Source organism: Streptomyces sp. NPDC087300 (assembly GCF_044744425.1).
Lineage (GTDB): Bacteria > Actinomycetota > Actinomycetes > Streptomycetales > Streptomycetaceae > Streptomyces.
Genome location: NZ_JBIUYI010000007.1, coordinates 89,410 through 114,375, shown reverse-complemented (window position 1 = coordinate 114,375; position 24,966 = coordinate 89,410). Strand labels below are relative to the sequence as shown.

At 73.0% G+C, this 24,966-nt stretch carries 21 protein-coding genes; 10 read left to right on the top strand and 11 right to left on the bottom strand.

Features of this window, described 5'->3' with window-relative positions; all coding sequences use genetic code 11:
- Nucleotides 1-22: 22 nt before the first annotated feature.
- The 4 genes from ACIO9J_RS28870 to ACIO9J_RS28855 form a co-directional block, all read right to left on the bottom strand.
- A complete protein-coding gene (locus tag ACIO9J_RS28870; RefSeq protein WP_402005736.1) occupies nt 23-1,627 on the bottom strand; it encodes an acyl-CoA carboxylase subunit beta in 1,605 nt (534 codons plus the stop codon).
- Nucleotides 1,624-3,363 carry an acyclic terpene utilization AtuA family protein gene (locus tag ACIO9J_RS28865; RefSeq protein WP_402005733.1) on the bottom strand — a complete coding sequence of 580 codons (1,740 nt, stop codon included), beginning with the start codon at nt 3,361-3,363 and terminating at the stop codon, nt 1,624-1,626. Before ACIO9J_RS28865 ends, ACIO9J_RS28870 begins: the two co-directional genes overlap by 4 nt.
- Nucleotides 3,360-4,157, bottom strand: a complete 798-nt coding sequence (locus ACIO9J_RS28860; RefSeq protein ID WP_402005730.1) for a TIGR03084 family metal-binding protein — start codon at nt 4,155-4,157, stop codon at nt 3,360-3,362. Before ACIO9J_RS28860 ends, ACIO9J_RS28865 begins: the two co-directional genes overlap by 4 nt.
- 1,027 nt (nt 4,158-5,184) lie before the next feature.
- Nucleotides 5,185-6,126 carry an EamA family transporter gene (locus tag ACIO9J_RS28855; RefSeq protein WP_402005727.1) on the bottom strand — a complete coding sequence of 314 codons (942 nt, stop codon included), beginning with the start codon at nt 6,124-6,126 and terminating at the stop codon, nt 5,185-5,187.
- 246 nt (nt 6,127-6,372) lie between these two features.
- Here ACIO9J_RS28855 and ACIO9J_RS28850 point away from each other — a divergent pair, with 246 nt between their 5' ends.
- The gene (locus ACIO9J_RS28850; protein WP_402005724.1) at nt 6,373-7,284 is read left to right on the top strand and encodes a LysR family transcriptional regulator; all 912 of its coding nucleotides are present in this window, start codon (nt 6,373-6,375) and stop codon (nt 7,282-7,284) included.
- Here ACIO9J_RS28850 and ACIO9J_RS28845 read toward each other — a convergent pair.
- The 3 genes from ACIO9J_RS28845 to ACIO9J_RS28835 form a co-directional block, all read right to left on the bottom strand.
- Complete coding sequence (locus tag ACIO9J_RS28845; protein WP_402005721.1) at nt 7,281-8,183, bottom strand: C40 family peptidase; 903 nt, start codon at nt 8,181-8,183, stop codon at nt 7,281-7,283. The two genes, ACIO9J_RS28850 and ACIO9J_RS28845, sit on opposite strands and share 4 nt — an antisense overlap.
- 44 nt (nt 8,184-8,227) lie before the next feature.
- Nucleotides 8,228-9,499, bottom strand: a complete 1,272-nt coding sequence (locus tag ACIO9J_RS28840; protein ID WP_402005718.1) for an SPFH domain-containing protein — start codon at nt 9,497-9,499, stop codon at nt 8,228-8,230.
- 186 nt (nt 9,500-9,685) lie between these two features.
- On the bottom strand, nt 9,686-12,580 hold the full coding sequence (locus tag ACIO9J_RS28835; protein WP_402005715.1) for an FAD-binding and (Fe-S)-binding domain-containing protein: 2,895 nt from the start codon (nt 12,578-12,580) through the stop codon (nt 9,686-9,688).
- A 189-nt stretch (nt 12,581-12,769) separates the two neighbouring features.
- Here ACIO9J_RS28835 and ACIO9J_RS28830 point away from each other — a divergent pair, with 189 nt between their 5' ends.
- The 7 genes from ACIO9J_RS28830 (at nt 12,770) to serC (ending at nt 19,429) form a co-directional block, all read left to right on the top strand.
- The gene (locus ACIO9J_RS28830; protein ID WP_402005712.1) at nt 12,770-14,311 is read left to right on the top strand and encodes an ATP-binding protein; all 1,542 of its coding nucleotides are present in this window, start codon (nt 12,770-12,772) and stop codon (nt 14,309-14,311) included.
- Nucleotides 14,308-14,745 (top strand): roadblock/LC7 domain-containing protein, encoded by a 438-nt coding sequence (locus tag ACIO9J_RS28825; protein ID WP_402005710.1) that lies wholly within the window; start codon nt 14,308-14,310, stop codon nt 14,743-14,745. Before ACIO9J_RS28830 ends, ACIO9J_RS28825 begins: the two co-directional genes overlap by 4 nt.
- Entirely contained in the window at nt 14,742-15,098 is a 357-nt protein-coding gene (locus ACIO9J_RS28820; RefSeq protein ID WP_402005708.1) for a DUF742 domain-containing protein, read from the top strand. The genes ACIO9J_RS28825 and ACIO9J_RS28820 overlap by 4 nt, the downstream gene beginning before the upstream one ends.
- A complete protein-coding gene (locus ACIO9J_RS28815) occupies nt 15,079-15,699 on the top strand; it encodes a GTP-binding protein (RefSeq protein ID WP_402005705.1) in 621 nt (206 codons plus the stop codon). The genes ACIO9J_RS28820 and ACIO9J_RS28815 overlap by 20 nt, the downstream gene beginning before the upstream one ends.
- Complete coding sequence (locus ACIO9J_RS28810) at nt 15,696-16,961, top strand: cytochrome P450 (protein WP_402005702.1); 1,266 nt, start codon at nt 15,696-15,698, stop codon at nt 16,959-16,961. The genes ACIO9J_RS28815 and ACIO9J_RS28810 overlap by 4 nt, the downstream gene beginning before the upstream one ends.
- Entirely contained in the window at nt 16,958-18,166 is a 1,209-nt protein-coding gene (locus ACIO9J_RS28805; protein WP_402005699.1) for a cytochrome P450, read from the top strand. The genes ACIO9J_RS28810 and ACIO9J_RS28805 overlap by 4 nt, the downstream gene beginning before the upstream one ends.
- Nucleotides 18,167-18,310: 144 nt before the next feature.
- Nucleotides 18,311-19,429: a phosphoserine transaminase gene (gene serC, locus ACIO9J_RS28800; RefSeq protein WP_402005696.1), complete on the top strand. Its 1,119-nt coding sequence runs from the start codon at nt 18,311-18,313 to the stop codon at nt 19,427-19,429.
- Nucleotides 19,430-19,511: 82 nt separating this feature from the next.
- Here the strand turns inward: serC and ACIO9J_RS28795 are convergent, their stop codons facing one another.
- Together ACIO9J_RS28795 and ACIO9J_RS28790 are read right to left on the bottom strand one after the other, a co-directional pair.
- A complete protein-coding gene (locus ACIO9J_RS28795) occupies nt 19,512-20,342 on the bottom strand; it encodes an ABC transporter permease (RefSeq protein ID WP_402005693.1) in 831 nt (276 codons plus the stop codon).
- On the bottom strand, nt 20,339-21,316 hold the full coding sequence (locus ACIO9J_RS28790) for an ATP-binding cassette domain-containing protein (RefSeq protein WP_402005690.1): 978 nt from the start codon (nt 21,314-21,316) through the stop codon (nt 20,339-20,341). Before ACIO9J_RS28790 ends, ACIO9J_RS28795 begins: the two co-directional genes overlap by 4 nt.
- A 123-nt stretch (nt 21,317-21,439) precedes the next feature.
- On the opposite strand from ACIO9J_RS28790, the gene ACIO9J_RS28785 reads away from it, so the two are divergent.
- The gene (locus ACIO9J_RS28785) at nt 21,440-22,210 is read left to right on the top strand and encodes a TetR/AcrR family transcriptional regulator (protein WP_402005688.1); all 771 of its coding nucleotides are present in this window, start codon (nt 21,440-21,442) and stop codon (nt 22,208-22,210) included.
- A gap of 50 nt (nt 22,211-22,260) precedes the next feature.
- Here ACIO9J_RS28785 and ACIO9J_RS28780 read toward each other — a convergent pair whose 3' ends face one another.
- Nucleotides 22,261-23,250 (bottom strand): WD40 repeat domain-containing protein, encoded by a 990-nt coding sequence (locus ACIO9J_RS28780; protein WP_402005685.1) that lies wholly within the window; start codon nt 23,248-23,250, stop codon nt 22,261-22,263.
- A gap of 85 nt (nt 23,251-23,335) precedes the next feature.
- Between ACIO9J_RS28780 and ACIO9J_RS28775 the strand changes: the two genes are divergently transcribed.
- A complete protein-coding gene (locus ACIO9J_RS28775) occupies nt 23,336-24,055 on the top strand; it encodes a GDSL-type esterase/lipase family protein (RefSeq protein WP_402005682.1) in 720 nt (239 codons plus the stop codon).
- Here the strand turns inward: ACIO9J_RS28775 and ACIO9J_RS28770 are convergent.
- Nucleotides 24,036-24,932: an MBL fold metallo-hydrolase gene (locus ACIO9J_RS28770; protein WP_402005679.1), complete on the bottom strand. Its 897-nt coding sequence runs from the start codon at nt 24,930-24,932 to the stop codon at nt 24,036-24,038. The two genes, ACIO9J_RS28775 and ACIO9J_RS28770, sit on opposite strands and share 20 nt — an antisense overlap.
- Between the last annotated feature and the right edge of the window lie 34 nt (nt 24,933-24,966).

Sequence of the window (24,966 nt, the reverse complement as noted above, 5' to 3'; positions counted from 1 at the left end):
TCCTCAGAGGTCATGGGGTTCCTCACATCCGGAAGACGCCGAAGCCGCCGCGCGCGCCCTCGTAGGGGGCCGTGTGGATCGCGGAGAGGCACAGGCCGAGGACGGTGCGGGTGTCGCGCGGGTCGATGACCCCGTCGTCGTAGAGCCGCCCGGACAGGAACATCGGCAGCGACTCGGACTCGATCTGCTGCTCCACCATGGCGCGCAGCGCGGCGTCCGCCTCGTCGTCGTAGGGCTGCCCCTTCGCGGCCGCCGACTGCCGGGCGACGATGGAGAGGACGCCGGCGAGCTGCTGCGGCCCCATCACCGCGGACTTGGCGCTCGGCCAGGCGAACAGGAAGCGCGGGTCGTAGGCGCGCCCGCACATGCCGTAGTGCCCCGCGCCGTAGGAGGCGCCCATGAGGACGGACAGGTGCGGCACCCGCGAGTTGCTGACCGCGTTGATCATCATCGCGCCGTGCTTGATGATGCCGCCCTGCTCGTACTCCTTGCCGACCATGTATCCGGTGGTGTTGTGCAGGAAGAGCAGCGGGATGTCCCGCTGATTGGCCAGTTGGATGAACTGGGCGGCCTTCTGCGACTCCTCGCTGAACAGCACGCCCTGCGCGTTGGCGAGGATCCCGAGGGGGTGGCCGTGCAGCGCGGCCCATCCGGTGGTCAGGCTCGGCCCGTACAGCGGCTTGAACTCGTCGAAGTCCGAGCCGTCGACGATCCGCGCGATCACCTCGCGCGGGTCGAAGGGCCTCTTCAGGTCGCCGGGGACGATGCCGAGCAGCTCGTCCTGCGCGTACTTCGGCGGCCGGACGGCGGCCGGGCCCGGATCGGCGTACGCCTTGCGCCAGTTGAGCCGTGACACGACCCTGCGGGCCTGGCGCAGCGCGTCGCGCTCGTCCTCGGCGAGGTAGTCGGCGAGGCCCGAGGTGCGGGCGTGCATCTCGGCGCCGCCGAGCGACTCGTCGTCGCTCTCCTCGCCGGTCGCCATCTTCACCAGCGGCGGCCCTCCGAGGAAGACCTTCGCGCGTTCCTTGACCATGATCACGTGGTCGCTCATGCCGGGCACGTACGCGCCGCCCGCCGTGGAGTTGCCGAAGACCACGGCGACCGTGGGGATGCCCGCCGCCGAGGACTGCGTGAGATGCTTGAACAGGGCACCTCCCGGGATGAAGATCTCCTTCTGGGAGGGCAGATCGGCCCCGCCGGACTCCACGAGGTGGATCGAGGGCAGCCGGTTGGCGTGCCCGATCTCGTGCGCGCGGAACGCCTTCTTCAGCGTCCACGGATTGCTCGCGCCGCCGCGCACGGTCGGGTCGTTGGCGGTGATCAGGCACTCGACGCCCTCGACGACGCCGATGCCGGTGACCATCGAGGCGCCGACCGGATAGTCACTGCCCCAGGCGGCCAGCGGCGACAGCTCCAGGAACGGCGTGTCCGGATCGAGCAGCAGCTCGATCCGCTCGCGGGCCAGCAACTTGCCGCGCTTGTAGTGGCGTTGGACGTACTTCTCACCGCCGCCCGCGAGGGCCTTGGCCTGCTCGGTGCCGAGCTCGTCGAGCCTGGCCAGCATGGCCTCGCGGTGCTCGGCGTACTCGGCGCTCGCGGGGTCGAGCGCGGAGGCGAGGACGGTCACAGGAGTACCTCCGGTATGTCCAGGTGGCGGGCGCGCAGCCACTCCCCCAGGCCCTTGGCCTGCGGATCGAAACGGGCCTGCGCGGCGACGCCCTCGCCGAGCAGTCCCGCCACGACGAAGTTCAGCGCGCGCAGATTGGGCAGATCGTGCCGGGTGATCGTCAAGTCAGCTGTCTCCGGCAGCAGTTGACGCAACTTGTCGACGGTGAGCTCGTGCGCGAGCCACCGCCACGCCTCGTCGGTCCGCACCCAGACCCCGAGGTTGGCGTCGCCGCCCTTGTCACCGCTGCGGGCGCCCGCGATCAGGCCGAGGGGGGCGGGGCGGGTGGGGCCTGGGGGGAGCGGGGGTGGGAGGGGCGGTGGGGTGGGGGCCTTCGGTACGGGGAGGTCGCCCGTGTCACCTGTAGCGCGCGAGTCGTTGGCCTCACGCGCGCCGCCCGCCGCGACGGGCCTGCGTTCGCCGCTCGGCAGGACCGCCACGTGGGGCACCTCGTCCCGCTCCACGTACGCCGCCTCGAACACCCCGTACGGCGCGCCCTTGCCCGGCGGCGCCGTCACGTGGAAGCCGGGGATGCTGCCGAGCGCCAGCTCGATCGCGGCGCCGCTGAGCGCCCGGCCGACCGCATCCGCGTCCGCGTCACGCACGACGAGTCGCAACAGGGCGCTCGCCGTCTCTTCCGTCGCCGCGTCCGGCCGATCCGTCCGTGAGAGGTCCCAAGTGACCGCCTCCGGGCGGCACTTCCCCCTTCCGAACGCGTCTTCCAACTGCGCCCGCACCAGCGCCGCCTTGGCCTCGATGTCGAGGCCGGTCAGCACGAACACCACTTCGTTGCGGAAGCCGCCGAGACGGTTCAGGCCCACCTTGAGCGTCGGCGGCGGCGCCTCGCCCCGTACGCCCGACACGCGCACGCGGTCCCTGCCCTCCTGCGCCAGACGCACCGTGTCGAGGCGCGCCGTCACGTCCGGGCCCGCGTACCGCGCCCCCTGCGTCTCGTACAGCAGCTGCGCGGTGACCGTCCCGACGTCCACGAACCCGCCCGTGCCGTCGTGCTTCGTGATGACCGCCGAGCCGTCCTCGTGGATCTCCGCGAGGGGAAAGCCGGGGCGGCGCAGCTCGCGGGGGTCCCGCTCCGCGAAGAACGCGTAGTTGCCTCCCGTGGCCTGGGTCCCGCACTCCAGGACGTGGCCCGCCACCACCGCGCCCGCCAGCCTGTCGTGGTCCTCCGGCGACCAGCCGAAGTGCGCGGCGGCCGGGCCCGTGACGAGCGCCGCGTCCGTGACGCGGCCCGTCACCACGATGTCCGCGCCCGCCCGCAGGCACTCCGTGATGCCGGCTCCGCCGAGGTAGGCGTTGGCGGTGAGCGCGGTGGGGTGACGGGCGGCGAGGTCGTCCCCCGTCACGTACGCGACGGTGGCGGGGATGCCGAGTCGCTCCGCCAACTCCCTTGTCGCCGACGCCAGTCCGGCCGGGTTGAGGCCCCCCGCGTTGGTCACGATGCGTACGCCCCGCTCGTGCGCGAGCCCGAGGCACTCCTCCAGCTGGCGCAGGAACGTCTTCGCGTAGCCGCGTCCGGGGTCCTTGAGGCGGTCCCTGCCGAGGATCAGCATGGTCAGCTCGGCGAGGTAGTCGCCGGTGAGGACGTCCAGGGGGCCGTCGGTGAGCATCTCTCGCATGGCGTCGAAGCGGTCGCCGTAGAAGCCGGAGGCGTTGCCGATGCGGAGGGGCGCGGGGGTCATCGGGCTCCCCCGCGCGGGGCGCGGCCCTTGCCCGGCGGGCCCGCGAAGGCCTGCGCGATGTCCAGCCAGCGGTCCGCGTCGGGGCCTTCGGCCCGTACTTCGAGGTCCGCGCGGTGGGCCCTTCGGGTGACGAGGAGGCAGAAGTCCAGGGCGGGCCCTGTGACGCGCTGCGGTGCGTCCTCGGGCCCGTACGCCCAGGTCTCCCCGCCCCCCGGCGAGGTCACCTCCACGCGGAACTCCGCTTTCGGTGCTGGTAGTTGCCGTACCGCATACGCGAAGTCACGCGCCCGTACGCCGATGTGGACCACGTGCCGGAGCCGGTCGGTGGGCTCGCGCGTCACGCCCAGCGCGTCGGCGATGTCCTGGCCGTGGGCCCAGGTCTCCATGAGGCGGGCGGTGGCCATGGAGGGGGCGGCCATGGGTGGCCCGTACCAGGGGATGCGGGTGCCGGCGGGGGCCGCACTGAGGACGCGCCAGAGGTCGTCGCGGGCGGTGCGCCAGTGGGCGAGGAGGGTGGCCGGGGGCAGGGCGGCGCCTTCCTCGGCGCCGTCGTCCACGAAGGTGTCGGGGGCGGCGGCGGCCTTGGCGACTTCGTCGCCGAAGGCGGTGGGGTCGGTGGCGGCGAGGAGGGCGGCGTGGTCGGTCCAGGCGAGATGAGCGACCTGGTGCGCGACGGTCCAGCCGGGGGCGGGGGTTTCCAGGGCCCACTGTTCGTGGGCCAACTCCCTGACGAGCCGGTCGAGTTCCTCACTCTCGTGACGCAAGTCGCGGAACACGGAAAGAACTTCGGACACGGGGCGCTCCCCTCGGGGCACGGTGACGTGCCAGGGAGCATGCCAGCGCGCCGGGAAACAAGCAAGCGTGCTTGCATGAGTTTTGGCGGGGGTGGGGGTGGGGGTGGGGCGGGGTTGGTCTGCTCCTGGGGGTCGCGTGGGTGTGTGGCTGGGGGTGGTTGCCGGTGCGGGCGCGTCGCTGGCCCGGTTGGGGTTGGTTTGCTGGTTTGGGCGGTGTGGGGCTGGGGCGGGTGCGCGGGCTTCGTCTGTGGGGCGGGGCCGCGGGGGTATGTGCGTACTCGCCATCCCGGGGCGGGGGCTAATGGGTTTGCTTCCTTGCCTCGGTGTCCACTGTGCTCCGTTCGCACATACCCCCACGTCCCCTCAGGACGGCTGCGCGACCGCGCCCCGGTGGGGGCCGACCTCCATACACCCGGACCGTGCCGCTGCCCCCGGTCCCGCCCGGTGTCCCACCGGCCCGCAGCCGCGAATCGGCCCGAGGGGACGCGGCGGTGTGCCGGGCCGGTCCCGCGGCCACGCCCCGGCGGGGGGGCAGCCCACACACCCGGACCGCGCCGCTGCCCCGGCCCGACTCGGCGCCGCCCCGGTCCGCAGTCGCGAGCGTGACCGGAGGGGACGTAGCGGTAGATCGGGCCGGTCCCGCGACCGCGCCCCGGTGGGGGGCGCCACACACACGTCCGGACAGCGTGACCGGAGAGGACGTGGCGGTAGGTCGAGCCGGTCCCGCGACCGCGCCCCGGTGCGGATTGCTTCCATACACCCCGGACTGCGCCGATGTCTTTAGTCCACCCGGTGTCCCACCGCCCCGCACCCGCGAGCGAGACCCGAGGGGACGCGGCGGTATGTCTGCCCGGAGCACAAGTGGCGGCGTACCGAGGTGCATGACGGTGGCCGCTCACCGGGATAGCGAGGACGGACATACCGCCGCGGCCCCGCCCCACGACGCACACCTGGCGCGACAGGAGCCACCGGCCCCTACTGGCCACCCATCGGCGCGGAGAAACGGGTGGGTGGGTGGGAAACGCCCCTACAGGGAGCGATCCGCGCCGAGCGGCTCCGGGAGCGGCGCCGGTGCCGGAGGCGCGACCCTCCCCCGCCGCCCCACCTGCGACCGCACCGCCCCCATGCTCGCCGCGATGACCAACGAGATCGCCAACGCCTCGGAGAGCGCCAGCGCCTGCCCGAGGATGAGGAAGCCCGCGATCGCCGCGATCGCCGGCTCCAGGCTCATCATGATCGCGAACGTGGACGCCGGCAGCCGCCGCAGCGCGAGGAGTTCGAGCGTGTAGGGCAGGACGGACGACATGACCGCCACCGCCGCACCGAGCGCGAGCACCTCGGGACGGACCAGCTTCGAGCCCGATTCCGCGAGGCCGAGCGGCAGGAAGAGGACCGCCGCCACGACCATGGCGAGCGCGAGCCCGTCGGCCTGCGGAAAGCGCCGTCCCGTACGCGCGCTGAAGACGATGTACGTCGCCCACATCGCACCCGCCCCGAGCGCGTACGCCACACCGGCCGGGTCGAGGCCGCTGAACCCGCCACCGCCGCCGAGCAGGAAGACGCCGCAGAGGGCGAGGCCCGCCCAGACGAAGTTGACCGCACGGCGGGAGGCGAAGACGGAGAGCGCGAGGGGGCCGAGGACTTCGAGGGTGACCGCGGGGCCCATCGGGATGCGGGCGACGGACTGGTAGAAGAGCCCGTTCATGCCCGCCATCGCGACGCCGAAGGCGACGACCGTGCCCCAGTCCGCCCGCGAGTGCCCGCGCAGCCGGGGCCGGCAGACGATGAGCAGGACGAGCGCGGCGAAGGCGAGGCGCAGGGCCACGATGCCGAGCGCCCCGGCCTTCGGCATGACGCTGACGGCGATCGCCCCGCCGAACTGCACGGAGACGCCGCCCGCGAGCACGAGCCCGACGGGCCCGAGCGCGGCCCGCCCACCGGCCGCCGTCTCCTGATCGGTACGCGACACGTTCGCTCCTGAGTGTTCCGTGTGGCCATGCGGCCGTATGGCCATGTGGCCGTGTGTTCCGTTCGGCGGATTTCTCCAGCAGGGCCGCCAGTTCACTGTCCTGGACCATACCGTCCAAGCCAATGCACTACGACAGGATTGTGAGGCCCTTTTGGTGCTGTACGCAAGACCTGTCCATATGGCGAAGGTACGGCGCGCCGCCCGGCGCGTGAAATGCCGATTGCGCTCCCGTTATGCTCCCCAGGCATGACAGTGGAGAGAGGAGCCGCCGGCCCCGGGACCGGCGGTCTGGAGCTCAGGCATCTGCGGTGTTTCCTCGCCGTCGCCGACGAAGGCAACATCACCCGCGCCGCCGCCCGCCTCCGCATCACCCAGCCCGCCGCCTCCCGCACCCTCGCCGCCCTTGAGGACGCCCTCGGCTCGCGCCTGGTGGACCGGTCCACGCACCATCTGACGCTCACCCCCGAAGGCCGCGCCTTCCGCGACAAGGCCGCCCTCGCCGTCGCCGCCTTCGAGGACGCCCTGGACGCCGGACGCTCCGTACGCCGCGCGCTGCGCCTCGGGCACGCCTGGTCGGCCGCGGGCGCGTACACCACGCCGCTGCTCAGGCGCTGGCGCGCGGCCCACCCCGACGTACCCCTGGAGCTGCTCCGCATCGACGACCGCACCGCCGGTCTCGCCCGTGGCGCGGTCGACGCCGCGCTGCTCCGCGGGCCGGTCGGCACCCCGGGGCTCGTCACGGAGCTGCTGCACACCGAGGCGCGGGTGGCCGCCGTGCCCGCCGACGGGCCGCTGGCCGGGCGGTGGCGGCTGGCCCTCGGGGACCTCGCGGATCAGCCGGTCGCGCTCAACACGGTGTCCGGTACGACCACGCCCGACCTGTGGCCCGCCGAGAACCGGCCCACCGCGATGATCACCGTCGCCAACACCGACGACTGGCTGGCCGCGATCGCCGCGTCCCGCGCGGTCGGTGTCACCACCACCGCGACCGCGGCCCTGCATCCGCACCCGGGCGTCGCCTACGTACCGCTGACGGACGCCCCGCCGGTCCCGGTGTTCCTGGCCCGTCGCGACGGGCCGCCGAGCCACCCGGCCCTGGGCGAACTGTGTGCCCTCGCGCACGAGATCACGGGTGGCGCGGGCGGCACGGGCGGCTAGCGCACCCGGCCGTACATGTTCGGGTTGTACCAGGCGAAGGACGAGACCCGGACGTTCTTGCCCGGCCGTGGCGCCTCCAGGTACTGGCCGCCGCCCAGGTAGATCGCCACGTGGTGGATGCCCGACGAACTCCCGTTGCTGCTCCAGAACACCAGGTCACCGCGGCGCAGTTCGCCCCGCGAGATGGACCGCGTCGCACGGTACTGCGCGTCGGCGACGCGCGGCAGGCTGACGCCCGCCTGCCGGTAGGCGGCCATCACCAGGCCCGAGCAGTCCCAGCCGTGCGGGCCGTTGCCGCCCCAGACGTAGGGGTCGCCGAGGTGCGCCATGGCGTACGAGATGGCCGCCTCCGTGCCGTGCCTGCTCGGGGTTCCCGATGAGGCGTGGCCCGAACCTCCCGGGCGGGGCGCGGGCTTCGACGCGTGGCCTCCGGAACGGCCCGTGTGGCGCTCGTACTTGTCCCGGTGGCTGGTCCAGTACCAGTGCCCGGCCTTCTTGTACCAGTACACGCGGTCCGTGGCGTCCCAGCCCTGCCGCCCCCGGAAGACGGGCTCGGACGTTGACGTCCGGTGGGACTGGGCTCGGGTCCTCCCAGCGCTCTGGTGAGTGGCCTGCTTGCCCGTCCGCGCCAGGTACTTGTCGTGGTGCGACGTCCAGCGCCACCAGCCGGTCGCGTCCTTGTACCAGTACTTCGAGCCGTCCCAGCCCGCGTGGCTCGGCGCGGGTTCGGCGGCCGCGGTGCCGGGAGCCGCGCCCACGAGCACGGCCGCTCCGACGGCGGCGACCAGCGCGCCGCGCACCCCGCAGCGCGGCCCCTCGGGCGCGGTGGACGGCGGCGCGGCGCAGTGGCCGCATCCGCAGTCGGCGGGTATCTCCTCGGTGAACCGGGGTGTCTGCACTTCGGCCTCTCTCGGTCGGTTCGCGGCGGCCCCCGCCCGTCCGCTCAGTGGGTGTCGACGGCGTTCCCCCGCGCCGTGTAGAAGGCCACCGTCAAGTCCTTGACCAGCGCCTTCCGTTCGTAGTCGTCGAGTGCGACGAGTCCCCGTTCGGTGAGGCGCCGCACGGTGTCGTCCACCGCGTCGAGCACCGAGGTCAGCACCGTGTCCCGGTGTTTGGCGTCGATGGCGGCGATCTGCCTGCGCTGCATCGCCGCCGCCACCTCGGGCGCGTACTCCACGCGGGTGGGCCGCGCCGAGAACACCTCGATGCCGACCGCCCTGCACTCCGCGGCCAGCGTGGCGCCGAGCGCGTCGCCGACCGCCTCGGCGTCCCGCAGCGTCGGCGCGTCGTCGGCGGGCTCGCGGAACGAGTCGGCGGGCAGCCGGGACACCACCCGCGCCGTCACCGCCTCCACCTGCTCGCGCAGATAGGCGAGGTGGTCGTCGACCGTGAGCAGCGCCCGCGCCGCGTCCTTGACCTGCCACACCACCAGGACGACCACCCGCAGTTCGACGCCCTGCGCGTCGACGGCCGTCATCGGTTCGCTGCGCCAGTGCCGCAGCCGTACGTCCACGCGGCGCCGCAGCATCAGCGGGCTGATCCAGACGAGTCCGGTGCGCCGCACGCTCCCCCGGTACCTGCCGAACAGCGACAGCGTCCACGCGCTGCCGACCCGTCCCCTGGTGAGCCCGCCGAGCGCGAACAGCGCGACGACTCCGCAGCCGCCGACCGCCGCCCACTGCCAGCCGACGAGCCCGTGCCACGGGGGTTCGGGCAGGGCCAGGAAGTCCGTGATCCGTACGGGTATCAGCCCGCCCGCCCAGATCAGCCAGGCCGCCCCGCCGAGCGCGAGCAGCGCCACGAGCAGCGCCCACCAGCCGGAGCACGCGGGGCCGCGCCGTTCCGCGAGTTCACGGTCGGGGCGCGGCGGGGAAAGCGGCCTGCGGCGGCCCTCGTCCGGGGTCCCTGACGCCTTCGGCGACTTCGGCCCGTGTGGGTTCTGAGGTGCGTGTGAGGTCTGAGGTGCGCGTGGGGCCTGAGGTGCTCGCTGCGATGTCGGCGCGTGCTGTGCCTTCGACAGCTTCGACGACTTCGGCGACTCCGGCGACTTCGGGAGTTCTGCCGCGTCGCCGCGGAAGAGCAGGTCCATCGGTATGGCGTCGTGGCGGTTGCGTACGACCAGGGCGGGGATGCCCGCACCGTCCGCGGGACCCGCCGGTTCCGCGGGCCCTTCGGTGGCCTTCCGCTGCTCGGGGTCCTTCGGCTCATCCGGCACGGGCACAACCAGACCTCTCACGGGCACACGTCAGCTGACGCATCGACAGATGATCATGAACCAGCCTCATCCTGCCGGAACCGGACACCGGCCGCCGCCCGCAAAGGTCCCTTCCACCAGGGACTTTGGTCCCTGATCAGGGCCTGATCCGGACGACGGGCCCTAGGCGAGCCCCTAGCCGAGCCCCTAGGAAAGCCCCTCGGCGAGGATCTCGGCCAGGTGCCTGCCCCGCACCCCGGCCAGCTGGTCCAGCTGCGTCCGGCAGGAGAAGCCGTCGGCGACGACCACCGCGCCGGGGGCCGCCTCGCGCACGGCGGGCAGCAGCTGTTCCTCGGCGCAGGCCACCGACACGTCGTAATGCCCCCGCTCGAAGCCGAAGTTCCCGGCGAGCCCGCAGCAGCCGCCGCTCAGCTCGCCGGTCAGGCCCGCCTTCGCGCGCAGCCGCCGCTCGGCCGCGTCGCCGAGGACGGCGTGCTGGTGGCAGTGGGTCTGGCCGACGGCGGGGCGGCCGATGTGCGGCGGCTGCCAGTCCGGGGCCAGTTCCTCGAGGGCCTGGGCGAAGGTGCGGACGGATCCGGCGAGGCGGTGGGCGCGCTCGTCGTCGCCGAGGAGTTCGGCGAGGTCCGTCCGGAGGGCGGCGGCGCAGCTCGGCTCCAGTACGACGACGGGGGTGCCCGCGTCGAGGAGCGGGGCCATCCGGTCCAGCGTGCGGCGCAGCACCGCGCGGGCGCCGTCGAGCTGGCCCGTGGAGACGTACGTCAGGCCGCAGCAGACGCCCGACGGCGGCAGCGCGACGGTGAGGCCCGCGGCTTCCAGGACCCGCACCGCCGCCCTGCCCACCGACGGCGAGAGGTGGTCGGTGAACGTGTCGGGCCAGAGCACCAGGTCCGGCGCCCCCGGCGCCCGCTTGCCCGTACGCCGCCACCACTGCCGGAACGTGCGCGGCGCCACCTCGGGCACCTGCCGCTGCGGCGCGATCCCGCCGAGCCGCTTGCCGACGGCCGCCAACGGGCCGATCCGGGCGAGGGCGTTGACGAGCGGGGCCGTGCGCGTCAGGGCGACGGCGCGCAGCCAGCGCGGCAGCCACCCCATCGCGTAGTGCGCGGCGGGCCTGCGCCTGCCCTCGTAGTGGTGGTGCAGGAACTCCGCCTTGTACGTGGCCATGTCGACGCCCACCGGGCAGTCCGAGCGGCAGCCCTTGCAGGACAGGCAGAGGTCGAGCGCGTCCCTGACCTCCGTGGAGCGCCAGCCGTCGGTCACCACCTCGCCCGCGAGCATCTCGTGCAGGAGCCGGGCGCGGCCGCGCGTGGAGTGTTCCTCCTCGCCCGTGGCGCGGAAGGACGGGCACATCACCGCGGTGGGTGAAGTCGGCGTCGAGGTGCGGCATTTGGCGACGCCCACGCAGCGGCGGACCGCGGCGGAGAAGTCGCCGCCGTCGTGCGGGTAGCCGAACGCCACGTCGACCGGCTCGCGGGGCAGCGGCGCGAAGCGCAGGTTGGCGTCCAGCGGGTCGGGGCGCACCAGCATGCCGGGGTTGAGCAGCCCCGCCGGGTCCCAGACGTCCTTCACGCGGCCGAAGAGTGCGATGAGTTCGGGGCCGTACATCCTCGGCAGGAGTTCCGCGCGGGCCTGTCCGTCGCCGTGTTCGCCGGAGAGGGAGCCGCCGTGGGCGACGACGACGCCCGCGAGTTCCTCGGAGAAGCGGCGGAAGCGGGCGATGCCCTCCGTGCCGAGCAGGTCGAAGTCGATGCGGACGTGGATGCAGCCGTCGCCGAAGTGCCCGTACGGGGTGCCGCGCAGGCCGTGGTCGGTGAGCAGGGTCCTGAAGTCCCGCAGATAGGCGCCGAGTCGGGCGGGCGGCACCGCGCAGTCCTCCCAGCCGGGCCATGCCTCGCTGCCGTCGGGCATCCGGGTCGCGGTGCCGCTGGCGTCCTCGCGTACGCGCCACAGGGCCCGCTGGCCCGCCGGGTCGTCGACGACCACGGCGTCCAGGACGTCGGCTGCGCGCACGATCGACTCCGCACGCGCGCGTGCCTCGGCCCGGTCGGCGCCGCCGGTCTCCACGAAGAGCCAGGCGCCGCCCCTGGGCAGCCCCTCGGTGTCGCGCACCAGGTCGGTGGCCATGCCCTCGACGGTCAGCGGGCCGTGCGGCAGGAGTCCCGCCGCCGCCTCTGCCGCCGCGCTCTCGTCGGGGTACCCGAGGACGGCGAGTGCCCGCGCGCGGGGTGCTTCGACGAGGCGTACGACCGCCTCGGTGAGGATGCCGAGCGTGCCCTCCGAGCCGCAGAACGCGCGCGCGTGGTCGACGCCGCGCTCGGGGAGCAGGGCGTCCACGGCGTATCCGGAGATGCGGCGCGGCAGGTCGGGGAAGCCGGTGCGCAGGAGCGCCAAGTCGCCCTCGACCAGCGGCCGCAGGCCCTGTGGCGCGCCGTCCCAGCCCTTGCCGAGGTCGAGCGGCTCGCCACGGCCGCTGACGACGGAGAGCCGGTGGACGTTGTCGGCCGTGGTGCCCCAGGCCACCGAGTGCGAGCCGCAGGAGTTGTTGCCGATCATGCCGCCGAGGGTGCAGCGGCTGTGCGTGGAGGGGTCGGGGCCGAAGGTCAGGCCGTGCGGGGCGGCGGCCGCGCGCAGGTCGTCGAGGACGAGTCCGGGCTGGACGACGGCCGTACGGGTCCCGGGGTCGAGGGAGAGGAGCCCGTTCATGTGCCGGGTGAAGTCGAGGACGACGCCGAGGCCCGTCGCCTGCCCGGCGATCGAGGTGCCCGCGCCGCGCGCCACGACCGGCACGGACCGCTCGCGGCAGACGGCGAGCGCGGCCGCCACGTCGTCGGCGTCGCGCGGGGCGAGCACCGCGGCGGGCACCCTGCGGTAGTTGGAGGCGTCCATGGTGTGCAGGGCCCGCGCGGTGACGGAGAGGTCCACCTCGCCGCGCACGGCGGCGCGCAACGCCCTGCCGAGACCGTCGGGATCGCCGCCCCGGGAGCCGTCGCCCCGGTGCGCGCGGGCGGCCTGAGGGTCGCTCAGGCCGCCGTCGAGTTCGCTGTCGAGTTCACTGCCGCGGTCACCGTCGAGATCGCTCATACCGTCCAGGATGCCCCCGCGGGGGCCCCCGCCGACCACCCCGCCCCACCCGTTATGTCACGATGCGGAAGGGAACATTCCCACCATGGTCATCAACTCTCCTATAGTGAGAACAACTTGAGCAGAGCTTGAGAAATGACCGAGCACGTTCGAGCAGAGTGTGTCGCTTCCGATCGAGGACCCCGATTGATGACCGCGCCAACCCCCCTCGCGCGCCCCGGGACGGAGCGCCCTCCGCTGCGCCCGTCCGCGCTCGTCCTGCTGGCCTGCGCCCTGGTCACCGCGGCGCTCACCGGGGCGTCCGTCGCCCTCGCGCCCGACTCCGCGCGCACCCCCATAGCCTGGGGCGCCGGTGCCGCCGCCGTCGCCCTCACCGCCGCCGTGACCCTCGCCTTCCACGCGAAGCGCACCGCGGGCCTGCTGCGGCTCCACCTGAACTCCGCCCGCCAGGAGACCGGCCGCCTCCAGCAGGAACAGGCCAGGCGGGCCACCGAGTTCGGCCAGGAACACGCCAGGCTCACCGCCGAGCAGGAGCGCGAGCGCACCGTGCTCACCGAGCGGGCCCGCACCGCCGAGTCCGAGCGCGCCGCCGCCCTCGCCGCCTGCGCCAACGCCGCGGGCCGCATGCAGGCCCTCGCCACCGGCATGCTCGCCGACCTCCGCGAGATGGAGACCAGGCACGCCGACGAGGACGTCCTGACCGACCTCCTCCACCTCGACCACAGGACCGCGCAGGCGGGCCGGATCGCCGACTCCGTCGCGGTGCTCACCGGCGCCCGCTCGGGACGCCGCTGGGCCAGGCCCATCGTCATGGAGTCCATCCTGCGCGGCGCCATGGGCCGCATCGGCGGCTACCAGCGGGTGCGCGTCCACTCCGCCAGCGAGGTCGCCGTCGCGGGCCACGCCGCCGAAGGCGTCATGCACGCCCTCGCCGAACTCCTCGACAACGCGGCCAACTTCTCGCCGCCCACCTCCGAGGTGCACGTCTACATCGAAGAGGTCGCGGCCGGCGTCATCGTCTCCGTCGAGGACAGCGGCCTGGTCATGGGCGCGGTGCAGCAGCGCCGCGCCGAGCGGGCCGTGTCCGGCGCCACCGCGGGCCTCGGCGGCCTCTCCGGCACCCGGCTCGGGCTGCCCGTCGTCGGCAGGCTGGCCCGCAAGCACGGCCTGACCGTGTCGTTCCGGCCCTCCGCGCGCGGCGGCACGGGTGTGCTCCTGCTCATCCCGCAGGAGCTCATCTCCCGGCCCTCGGACGCCACACCGGCCCCGGCGGCCCTGCCCGCCGCCGCCCCGGCCCCTATCCCCCCGGCCCCCGTCGCCACCTCGACGGAGACCTCCGCCACGGTCTCCGTGACAGTGCCCGCGCCCGCCCCCGCCCCCGCGGCCGAGGCCCCCGAGCCGTACGAGACCGAGGCCGGCGTCGACCGCGACCCCGTGCCCACCCACGAGTCGCCGGCCGAACCCGCGGCGCCCGCCGCCGAGGCCCCGGCGGTCATCGACGCCCCCGCGCCCGGCGGGCTCCCCAAGCGGCCCCGCGGCCGCACCCTGGCCGCCGCCGAGAGCGCCCGCGCGCGGGCCTCCGAGGCCGCGCCCCGCTCCCGTACCGCCGCCGACGCGAGCACCACCGCGGCCCGCTTCAGCAGCTTCCGCCAGGCCGTCCGCGCCACCGACCCCGAAGGGCCGGACGCGCCCGCAACCCCCTCGCACCCGGAAGGCGAAACCCCCCGATGAACACCGGCACCACCACGACCGACGCCAAGCTGACCTGGCTGCTCGAAGGTCTCCTGGAGCGCACCCCCGGCGCCCGGCACGCCCTCGTGCTCTCCCGGGACGGCCTGAAGCTGTGCCGCACCCCCGAGCTCTCCGTCGACCAGGCCGACCAGCTCGCCGCGATCGCCGCGGGCATCCAGTCCCTCTCCCACGGCGCGTCCGCCGAGTTCGGTGACGGCAGCGGCGGCGTGCGCTCGGCGATGGCCGAGTTCTACGGCGGCATCCTCTTCATCGTCGAGGCGGGCGAGGGCGCGCACCTCGCGGTGATCGCCGCCGAGGACGCCGACGCCGGGCTCGTCGGGCACACCATGAGCGAACTGGTCGAGCAGCTCGGCGAGTACTTGCGCGCCGAGCCGCGCGCGGCCGACGGCCCCGGCACGCTGCCCGCCTCATGAGCCGCCCCGGCCGGGACGACTCCCCCGACCGGCTGTACACCCTCACCGGGGGACGCAGCAGGTCGGCGCCCGACGCCCCCTTCGACCTGGTCACCCTCGTCGTCAGCGAGTGCGACCCGACGCCGGGCATGCAGTCCGAGCACTCCGCGATCCTGCGGCTGTGCCGGCTGCCCACCGCCGTGGTCGAGGTCGCCGCCGAGCTGCGCCTGCCGGTGAGCATCACCCGCATCCTGCTCTCCGACCTGCTCGACGCGGGCCGGATCAGCGCCCGCCATCCGCGTTCGGCCGCCGCCCACAGCGTTCCCGACCCCGACCTCCTGGAGCAGGTGCTCGTTGGACTCCGCAATCTCTGAACGCAGCGCTACCCGAAGCGAGCTGACCGCGACCGCGGACAACGGTCTGAAGATCGTCGTCGTCGGCGGCTTCGGCGTCGGCAAGACGACGCTCGTCCGCTCCGTCAGCGAGATCCGTCCCCTCAACACCGAGGAGACGATGACGCAGGCGGGCCAGGGCATCGACGAACTCGGCGACATCGAGGGGCTGCGCGCCAAGTCGTCCACGACCGTCGCCTTCGACTTCGGCCGCATCACGCTCGACGAGCGCAACGTCCTCTACCTCTTCGGCGCCCCGGGACAGGAACGCTTCTGGTTCCTGTGGGACCGCCTGTTCTCCGGCACGCTCGGCGCGGTCGTCCTCGTCGACACCCAGCGCCTCTCCGACTCCTGGTACGCCATCGACCGCCTGGAGCACCACGGCACGCCGTTCATCGTCGCCCGCAACGACTTCGGCGGCCCCGAACACACCGCGGAACAGCTGCGCGAGGCACTCGACCTCGACCCGAGCGTCCCGCTGATCGACTGCGACGCGCGGTCCCGCGCGTCCGGCAAGGACGTGCTGATCACCCTCGTGCAGCACCTCAAGTCCCTGTACGTCCCCCAGGAGCCCACCCCGTGACCTGCCCCGTAACCGGCGCCGCGACCGGCGCGGCCGTCCCCCTCTCAGGCCCCCGGTTCGCCACCGAACCCGCCGAGCTCTACCGGGAGATGCGCCGCGACCACGGCTCCGTCGCCCCCGTACTGCTGGACGGCGGCGTGCCCGCCTGGCTCGTGCTCGGCTACCGCGAACTGCACCAGGTCACCGGCGACCCGATGCTCTTCAGCCGCGACTCCGAACTGTGGAACCAGTGGCCGAACATCCCCGCCGACTGGCCGCTGCTCCCGATGATCGGCCACAAGCAGCCGTCGATCCTCTACACCGTCGGCGAGCGGCACACCCGGCGCGCCGCGATGATCGCGCACGCCCTCGAAGCCGTCGACCCCTTCGAACTCAAGGCGCACGCCGAGCAGTTCGCCGACGAACTGATCGACTCCTTCTGCGGGAAGGGCGTCACCGAGATCATCGCCGACTACGCGATGCTGCTCCCCGTCCGCGTCCTCGCCCGCATCTACGGCTTCTCCGACGAGCAGGGCCCCGGCCTCGTCACCGCCATGAACGACATGATCGACGGCCGGGAGCGGGCCCTCGCGGGACAGCAGCACCTCGCCTCGTCGATGGTCGCGCTGATCGCCGACAAGCACGTGCGGCCCGGTCAGGACGTCGCCTCGTACATGATCGAGACGCAACTCCCCGACGACGGCTCGGGCTTCTCCGACGAGGAGATCGCCCAGGACCTCATGGTGATGATGGCCGCGGGCCACCAGCCGACCGCCGACTGGATCGGCAACTCGCTGCGCCTGATGCTCACCGACGACCGCTTCGCCGCCTCGCTGTTCGGCGGCAGGCACAGCGTCGCCGAGGCCATGAACGAGGTCCTGTGGGAGGACACCCCCACGCAGAACGTCGCGGGCCGCTGGGCCTCGCGCGACACCCAGCTCGGCGGGCGCCGCATCAACTCCGGCGACCTGCTGCTGCTCGGCCTCGCCGCCGCCAACGCCGACCCGCAGGTCCGCACCGACGGCTCGGCCCTGACCGGCGGCAACAGCGCCCACTTCGCCTTCGGCCACGGCGAGCACCGCTGCCCCTTCCCGGCCCAGGAGGTCGCCGAGGTCATCGCGCGGACCGGCATCGAGGTGCTCCTCGACCGGCTGCCCGACCTCGACCTGGCGGTCCCCGCCACGGACCTCACCCGCCGGCCTTCCCCCTGGCTGCGCGGCCTGACCGACCTGCCCGTGCGCTTCACCCCGACCCCGTCCTCAGCGTTTGGAGAATCCAGATGACGCGCATCGCCCTGGACCCGTTCGTCACCGACCTGGACGGCGAGAGCGCCCGGCTGCGCGCCGCGGGCCCGCTCGCCGAGGCGGAGCTGCCCGGCGGCGTACCGGTGTGGGCGGTCACGCACCACGCCGAGGCCCGTCAACTGCTCACCGACAAGCGCCTGGTGAAGGACATCGAGGTCTGGGGCGCCTGGCGGCGCGGCGAGATCCCCGCCGACTGGCCGCTGATCGGCCTCGCCAACCCCGGCCGTTCCATGCTGACGGTCGACGGCGAGGAGCACCGCAGGATGCGTACGCTCGTCGCGCAGGCGCTCACGCCGCGCCGCGTGGAGCGCATGCGCGAGCGCATCGTGAAGCTCACGGACGGCCTTCTCGACGCCCTGCCCGCGGACTCCCAAGTGGTCGACCTCAAGGCCGAGTTCGCCTACCCCCTGCCCATGTACGTCATCAGCGACCTGATGGGCATCGACGAGGCCGACCACCCGCGCCTGAAGGTCCTCTTCGACAAGTTCTTCTCCACCCAGACGCCCCCGGAGGAGGTCGTCGCGACGCTCGGCGAACTCGCCGGGATGATGGGCAAGGTCGTCGCGGCCCGCCGCGCGGAGCCCGGCGACGACCTGACCAGCGCGCTGATCCAGGCCTCCGAGAACGGCGACCACCTCACCGACGCGGAGATCCTCTCCACACTCCAGCTGATGGTCGCGGCGGGCCACGAGACGACGATCTCCCTCATCGTCAACGCCGTCGTCAACCTCTCCGCCCACCCCGACCAGCTCGCGCTCGTCCTCGCGGGCGAGATCGGCTGGGACGCGGTGATCGAGGAGACGCTGCGCTACGCGACCCCGACCTCGCACGTCCTGATCCGCTTCGCCGCGGCGGACGTCCCCGTCGGCGACAAGGTGATCCGCGAGGGGGAGGCGGTGATCATCTCGTACGGCGCGATAGGCCGCGACGAACAGGCCCACGGCCCCACGGCGGACTCCTTCGACATCACGCGCACGTCCCCGAACCGCCACATCTCCTTCGGCCACGGCCCGCACGTCTGCCCCGGCGCGGCGCTCTCCCGCCTGGAGGCGGGCGTGGCACTCCCGGCGTTGTACGCCCGGTTCCCCGACCTGACCCTGGCGATCCCGCGCACGGAACTCCGCAACAAGCCGGTGGTCACGCAGAACGACTTGTACGAGCTGCCGGTGCGGCTGCACGGCTAGCGCCGCGCGGCGAAAGTCAGCCCCTCCGGCGTTTGAGGAGCGGGGTCCGGGGCGGAGCCCCGAGGCACAGGCCCCGGTTGACAGCACGATCTCAGCCGACGGACACCACAAGGACGGCGCGCCCTGAGCCGATAGGCTCACCCCGTGGCAGAGATCCAGATTCCCGCTGACATCAAGCCCGCCGACGGCCGTTTCGGCGCGGGCCCCTCCAAGGTGCGGACGGAGGCGCTGGACGCCCTGGCCGCCACCGGAACCTCCCTGCTCGGCACCTCCCACCGCCAGGCCCCGGTCAAGAACCTGGTCGGGCGCGTGCGTGAGGGCGTGGGGAACCTCTTCTCCCTCCCCGAGGGCTACGAGGTGATCCTGGGCAACGGTGGCTCCACCGCGTTCTGGGACGTGGCGACGCACGGCCTGATCGAGAACAAGTCGCAGCACCTCAGCTTCGGCGAGTTCTCCTCCAAGTTCGCGAAGGCGGCCAAGCTCGCCCCGTGGCTGGCCGAGCCCACCGTGATCTCCTCGGACCCGGGCACCCACCCGGACCCGAAGGCGGAGGCGGGCGTCGACGTCTACGCGTTCACGCACAACGAGACCTCGACGGGTGTCGCGGCGCCGGTCAAGCGCGTCGCGGGCGCCGACGACGGCTCCCTCGTCCTGGTGGACGCCACGTCCGGCGCGGGCGGCCTCCCGGTCGACATCGCCGAGACGGACGTCTACTACTTCGCCCCGCAGAAGTCCTTCGCCTCGGACGGCGGGCTGTGGATCGCCGCGTTCTCCCCGGCCGCGATCGAGCGCGCCGAGCGGATCCACGCGTCGGGCCGCCACGTCCCGGAGTTCTTCAGCCTCCCCACGGCGATCGACAACTCCCGCAAGAACCAGACGTACAACACCCCGGCGCTCTCCACGCTCTTCCTGCTCGCCGAGCAGCTGGACTGGATGAACTCCCAGGGCGGCCTGGAGTTCACGACCGGTCGTACGGCCGCGTCCTCGCAGGCGCTGTACGGCTGGGCGGACGAGTCCAAGTACGCGACGCCGTTCGTCACGGACGCGGCCAAGCGGTCGCAGGTCATCGGCACGATCGACTTCTCGGACGAGATCGACGCCTCCGCGGTGGCGAAGGCTCTGCGCCTGAACGGGATCGTCGACACGGAGCCGTATCGGAAGCTTGGGCGCAACCAGTTGCGTGTGGCCATGTTCCCGGCGATCGATCCTGCGGATGTCGAGGCGCTCACGAAGTGCATCGACTACGTGATCGAGAAGCTTTAGGGATTCGCTGCGCGGCCAGCTGCGGGTGCGCTGTGGCTGGCCGCGCAGTTCCCCGCGCCCCTTACGGGGCGCCCCTGAAGCCCTACCTGCTCAGCTGCTTGAACTTCCTCACCGCCAGCGGCAAGAACACCAGCGAGAGCGCCAGCGGCCACGCCACCGCCATCAGGACCGCGTTCTGCTCCACCCAGCTCGTGCCGCCCGCGCCCGGGTTGCCGAAGAGTTCGCGGGTGGCCGTGCCCGTCGAGGAGACGGGGTTCCACGCGGCGATCGGGGCCAGCCAGCCGGGCATCAGGGACGGGGCCACGAAGACGCTGGAGATCATCGTGAGCGGGAAGGCCACCGCGTAGAGGCCGCCCGCCGCCTCCGGGCTCGGTATGACGAGGCCGAGGAAGACGCCCACCCAGATCAGGCTGAAGCGCAGGAGCAGCAGCAGCCCGAAGGCCAGGACGGTGTCCAGGGGGCCGGCGCTGGAGCGCCAGCCGATGGCCAGGGCGGTCAGCGCGAGGATGGTCAACTCCGCGCAGGCCACGATGAGATCGGCGAGTCCGCGCCCCGACGCCACCGCCGAGGGGGCCATCGGCATCGAGCGGAAGCGGTCGATGACGCCCTTGGAGGCGTCGGTGACCACGCCCATCGCGGTGTTCATGAACCCGAAGGCCATGGTCATCACGAACATGCCGGGCATCAGGAACTGCTTGTAGTCGCCGTCGTCGCCCCCGCCGGGCACCTTCATCGCCTCGCCGAAGACGAAGCCGTAGAGCAGCACGCTGATGATCGGGAAGCCGAGCTGCCAGGCGATGGTGACCGGCTGGCGGCGGAAGTGGGTCAGATAGCGGCGGGTGACGTTCCAGCAGTCGGCGAAGGCCCAGAAGAGCCGTCCGTGCGAGGCGTCCACGGTCAGGGCGACGCTCATGCGGCGGCCTCCACCTTCTGCTCGTCGTCGGCCGACTGGCCCGTGAGCCGCAGGAACACGTCGTCGAGGCTGGGCCTGCGCAGCCCGATGTCCTCGACCACGACGCCCTCGTCGCGCAGGGTCCGCGCCACCTCGGTCAGCGCGCCGACCCGGTCGGTGACCGCGGCCTGCACCCGGCGCTCCACGTCGACGGTCAGCGGTTCGCCGTCGCAGACCCGGGCGACGGCCTTGACCACGGCGGGCAGATCGGCGCTCTCGCGCACCACGACGTCGAGGTGGCTGCCGCCCACCGTGTTCTTCAGGCCGTCCGGGGTGTCGTCGGCGATGGCCCTGCCCCGGTCGATGACGGTGATGCGGGAGGCGAGCCTGTCGGCCTCCTCCAGGTACTGGGTGGTGAGCAGCACGGTCGTGCCGCGTGCCACCAAGTCCCTTACGGTGTCCCATACTTCGAGGCGGCTGCGCGGGTCGAGCCCGGTGGTCGGTTCGTCGAGGAAGAGCACGGCGGGGGCGAGGATCATCGAGGCGGCGAGGTCGAGCCTGCGCCGCATGCCGCCGCTGTACTGACCCGCGCCCTTCTCGGCCGCGTCCTCGAGGTGGAACTGTTCGAGGAGTTCCTCCGCGCGCCTCGCCGCGCGCTTGGCGCCGAGGTGGAAGAGACGCCCGAACATCTCCAGGTTCTGCCGCCCGGTGAGGATCTCGTCGACCGCCGCGTACTGCCCGGTGAGTCCGATGCGGCCGCGCACCAGGCCGGGCTCGCGCACCACGTCGGCGCCCGCCACCTCGGCGCGGCCGCCGTCGAGCCGGACGAGCGTGCCGAGGATCCGTACGGCGGTGGTCTTGCCCGCGCCGTTGGGCCCGAGCAGCCCGTGCACCGTGCCCTGCGCCACGTGCAGGTCGAAGCCGTCGAGCGCGTGCTTCTCCCCGTAACGCTTCTGGAGCCCCTCGGCCCGTACCGCGAAGCCGTTCCCGTTCATCGCTGCCCCTTCTCCCGCGCTCCCGCACCTTCTGAGTACGCCGTACCCAATGGAGAGTACACCGTACCCAGTTTTGCGGGTACGCCGTACCCAATTTCTGGGCCTGGGACTAGGCTGAGCGTCATGACGAGCACGGACACCGGCGACGAACAGCGCGCGGCCGGGGACATCGCCCGCAGCCTGGAGCTGCTCTGGGGCAGCGGCGAGCGGCCGACGCGCGGGCCCAAGCCGGGGCTCACCCTGGAGCGGATCGTCACCGAGGCGGTGCGGCTCGCGGACGCCGAGGGGCTCGCCGCGGTCTCCATGCGCCGCCTCTCCACCGAGCTCGGCACCGGCACGATGTCGCTGTACCGCTACGTCCCCGGCAAGGGCGACCTGGTCGACCTGATGCTGGACCGCGTCAACACGGCCCCCGAGGAGAGCGAGCCGTGGACCGGCGGCTGGCGCGAGGCCGTCGAGGCGTACGCCCGCGAGACCCTCGCCCTGCACCGCCGCCACCCCTGGCTGCTGCACGTCAGCCAGGCCCGCCCGGTGCTCGGCCCCGGCGCGGTCGGCAGCCTCGACCGCACGCTGGCGCGGATCAGGCCGATGGGCCTGACCGACCCCGAGCTGATCGGCGTGATCGTCATGACCGAGGGGTACGTCACCGGGGTCGCCCGCACCCAGCTGCACGAGGCGGAGGCGACGCAGAAGACCGGCCTCTCCGAGACGGCGTTCTGGGAGGCGCAGGCGCCGACCCTGGACCGGATCATGCGCAGCGGCCGCTACCCCTCACTCGCGGACCTCTCCGGGGATGCCTTCGGCCCCGACTTCGACCACTTCGAGTTCGGTCTGCAACGCCTCCTGGACGGCCTGGACGTGCTGATCGCCCGGCGCGACCAGCAGCGGCCCTGAGCGGACACCCCGAGCGGACACCCTGGGGGAACACCCCGAGCGGGCGCCCGCTACCTCCCGCCGCCGCGCCGCGTCAGCCGCTTCAGGCCGAACACCGCGAGCAGCACCGCGCCGACCGCGATCGCGCCCGTCTTGAGGCCGCCGTCGAGCCCCGCGCTCCCGCCGTCGGACGAACTCCCGTCCGCCGAGGGCGAATTGCCGTTCCCGCCGCCGCCGGGCGCCTCGACCGGCTTGACCTCGCTCTGCTCGCCCTCGGTGCCGTACATCAGCGTCGTGCCGTCCAGGGTGTACGTGACGGACTCGCCCTGCCGTTGCAGCGGCACGCTCAGCCGGCCCTTGCGCTCCGGCTTCTCCCCGTCGCCCTTCCACGCGTACCAGATCCCGCCGAAGTACCCGCGCAGCGCCAGCTGCTCGCCGTCCGGCGAGAAGGCGCCGTCGGTCACCCAGAGGTCGATGTCGCTGACGCGCTTGAAGACGTTGGTGCCCGAGGCGTTCAGGTGCTCGGGGCTCTCGTAGAGGCCGCCGCCCTCCTCGTTCTTGCTCACGATGTACACGCGCCCGGTCTTGGGGTGCACCATCAGTGCCTCGGCGTCCCTGGGCCCGTCCTCGTACTTCACGACGTACTGCGTGGCGCGCACGCTCTGGTCGGTCAGCTTCTTCGGCTCGGGCAGCTTGTAGATCCAGACGTTCTTCCAGGTGCCGTTGAGGTTGTCGCCGATGTCGCCGACGTAGATGTTCCCGTCGCTGCCCACCGAGATGGCCTCGACGTCGCGCGGGGCGCCGACCCCGGTCATGGTGATGGTCGCGACGGTCTTTCCCGTGCGGCTGTCGACCGCGTACAGGAAGGCGCCCTTGTCCTGGTCGTTGTGGGTCCAGTAGACGCCGGGGTGGACCCGGGAGGCGGCGAGGCCGCTGGACTCGACGATCCGTGGGTCCTTGATCGTGAAGCCGTCGTGGTCGTCGGCCGCGGCGGGGGCGGCGACGGCGAAGGCCAGCACGGCACCGGCGAGGAGGGACGGGAAAGCCCGGAGCGAACGCATGCGCCCAAGCGTGCCATCCCCGTGGGCGGGGGGCGTGCTCAGCCTCACATCGCAGGCGGCACGCCTGATCCGCCATGATGAGCGGATGCTCAGGTTCATGTTCGTCGGCGACTCGATGACGATCGGAAGCGCCGGGGAACACACCTGGCGGTACCGGATGTGGCAGCACCTGCGCGAGACCCTCGGCGCCGGGGGCTTCGCCGTGGTGGGCCCGCGCAGCGCCCTCTACGACAAGGCGGCGGGCGAGCCCGTCTCCCACGACTACGCGGACGCCGCCGCCGACTTCCCCCGCCACCACCTCGCGGGCTGGGGCGAGGGCTGGCAGCACCTGGCCCCGCGGATCGCGGACGCGCTGACCCGCGACCGGGCCGACGTGCTGCTCGTCTCGCTCGGCCTGATCGACCTCGGCTTCTACACGAACGCGGAGCAGACCGCGGCGAACGTGCACGCCTTCGTCGAGCGGGCCCGCGCGGCCAGCCCGGGGATCCGGATGGTCCTGCTCCCGGTGATCCCCAACATCCGCGCCGCCTCCGACGCGCCCTTCGCCGCCGAGGTCGACCGCTTCAACGAGCTCCTGGCCAAGGCGGTCGCGAACCTGGACACGGGCGCCTCACCGCTGCTCCTGGCCTCGCGCCCGCCGTCGTACGACATCCACACCGACACGTACGACGGCACGCACCCCAACGCGAGCGGCGAACACAAGCTGGCCGGGGCCTTCGCCGACGCGATGGCGCAGGCGTGGGGCATCGGCGGGCCCTACGCCCGGAAGCCCCCCGCCGAGCCGGTCATGCGGCCCATCGGCTGATCCCGAACTTCTCGCCCGCGCGCCGCACTTCGAAGGCACCGGCCCCGGAGAAGTGCGCGGGAACCACCAGCTCCCCCGCTTCAGCGGCCCTTCCGAGCACCCGGACGCGGGACCGGGCCGCCTCCTCGGGGTCCTCGCAGAAGGCGCTGCTGCAGCACGGTTCGAGGACCTGGACCGGGACGTGGAACAGGTCGCCGGTGAAGACGGCCCGGTCGGCGCCGGACTCGAGGCGCAGCACGGACGAGCCGGGGGTGTGGCCGGGCGCGGCCTCAAGGGTGAGCCGGGAGTCGATGCGGTGCGTGCCCTCCCACAGCACGGCCTGCCCCGCCCGGACGACGGGTGCGATGCTGTCGGCGAACCCCGCCCGGTTGTCCTCGCGGACGGCGTCCCCGCGCTCCGGACCGAAGTAGGCATGGTCGGCGGCCGGGATGAAGTAGGTGGCGTTGGGGAAGGTCGGCACCCAACTCCCTCCGTCCCACCGGGTGTTCCAGCCGATGTGGTCGCCGTGCAGATGGGTGTTGACGACGACGTCGACGTCCTCGGGGCGCACCCCGGCGGCGGCGAGCCGGTCGAGGTAGTCGGTGTCCAGGTGCTCGAAGGCGGGCACGCCAGGGCGCTCCCTGCCGTTGCCGATGCCCGTGTCGACGAGGACGGTCTTCCCCTCGCTGCGCAGCACCCAGGTCTGGATGACCGCGACAGCGTCGCCACTGGCCGGGTCCCAGTGGTCGGGCGCGAGCCAGTCCTCGTTGTCGCGCCACACCTCCTCGGGCGCGTCGGGGGCGATCAGCTGGGGGGCGAGGGCAAACCGGTCCACTTCGACGACGCGGCGGACCTCGACGTCGCCCAACACGAGGTGTTCTTCGTTGACTTCACTCATGCACTCACCGTACGAAGCACTGGTGAGACCCTCA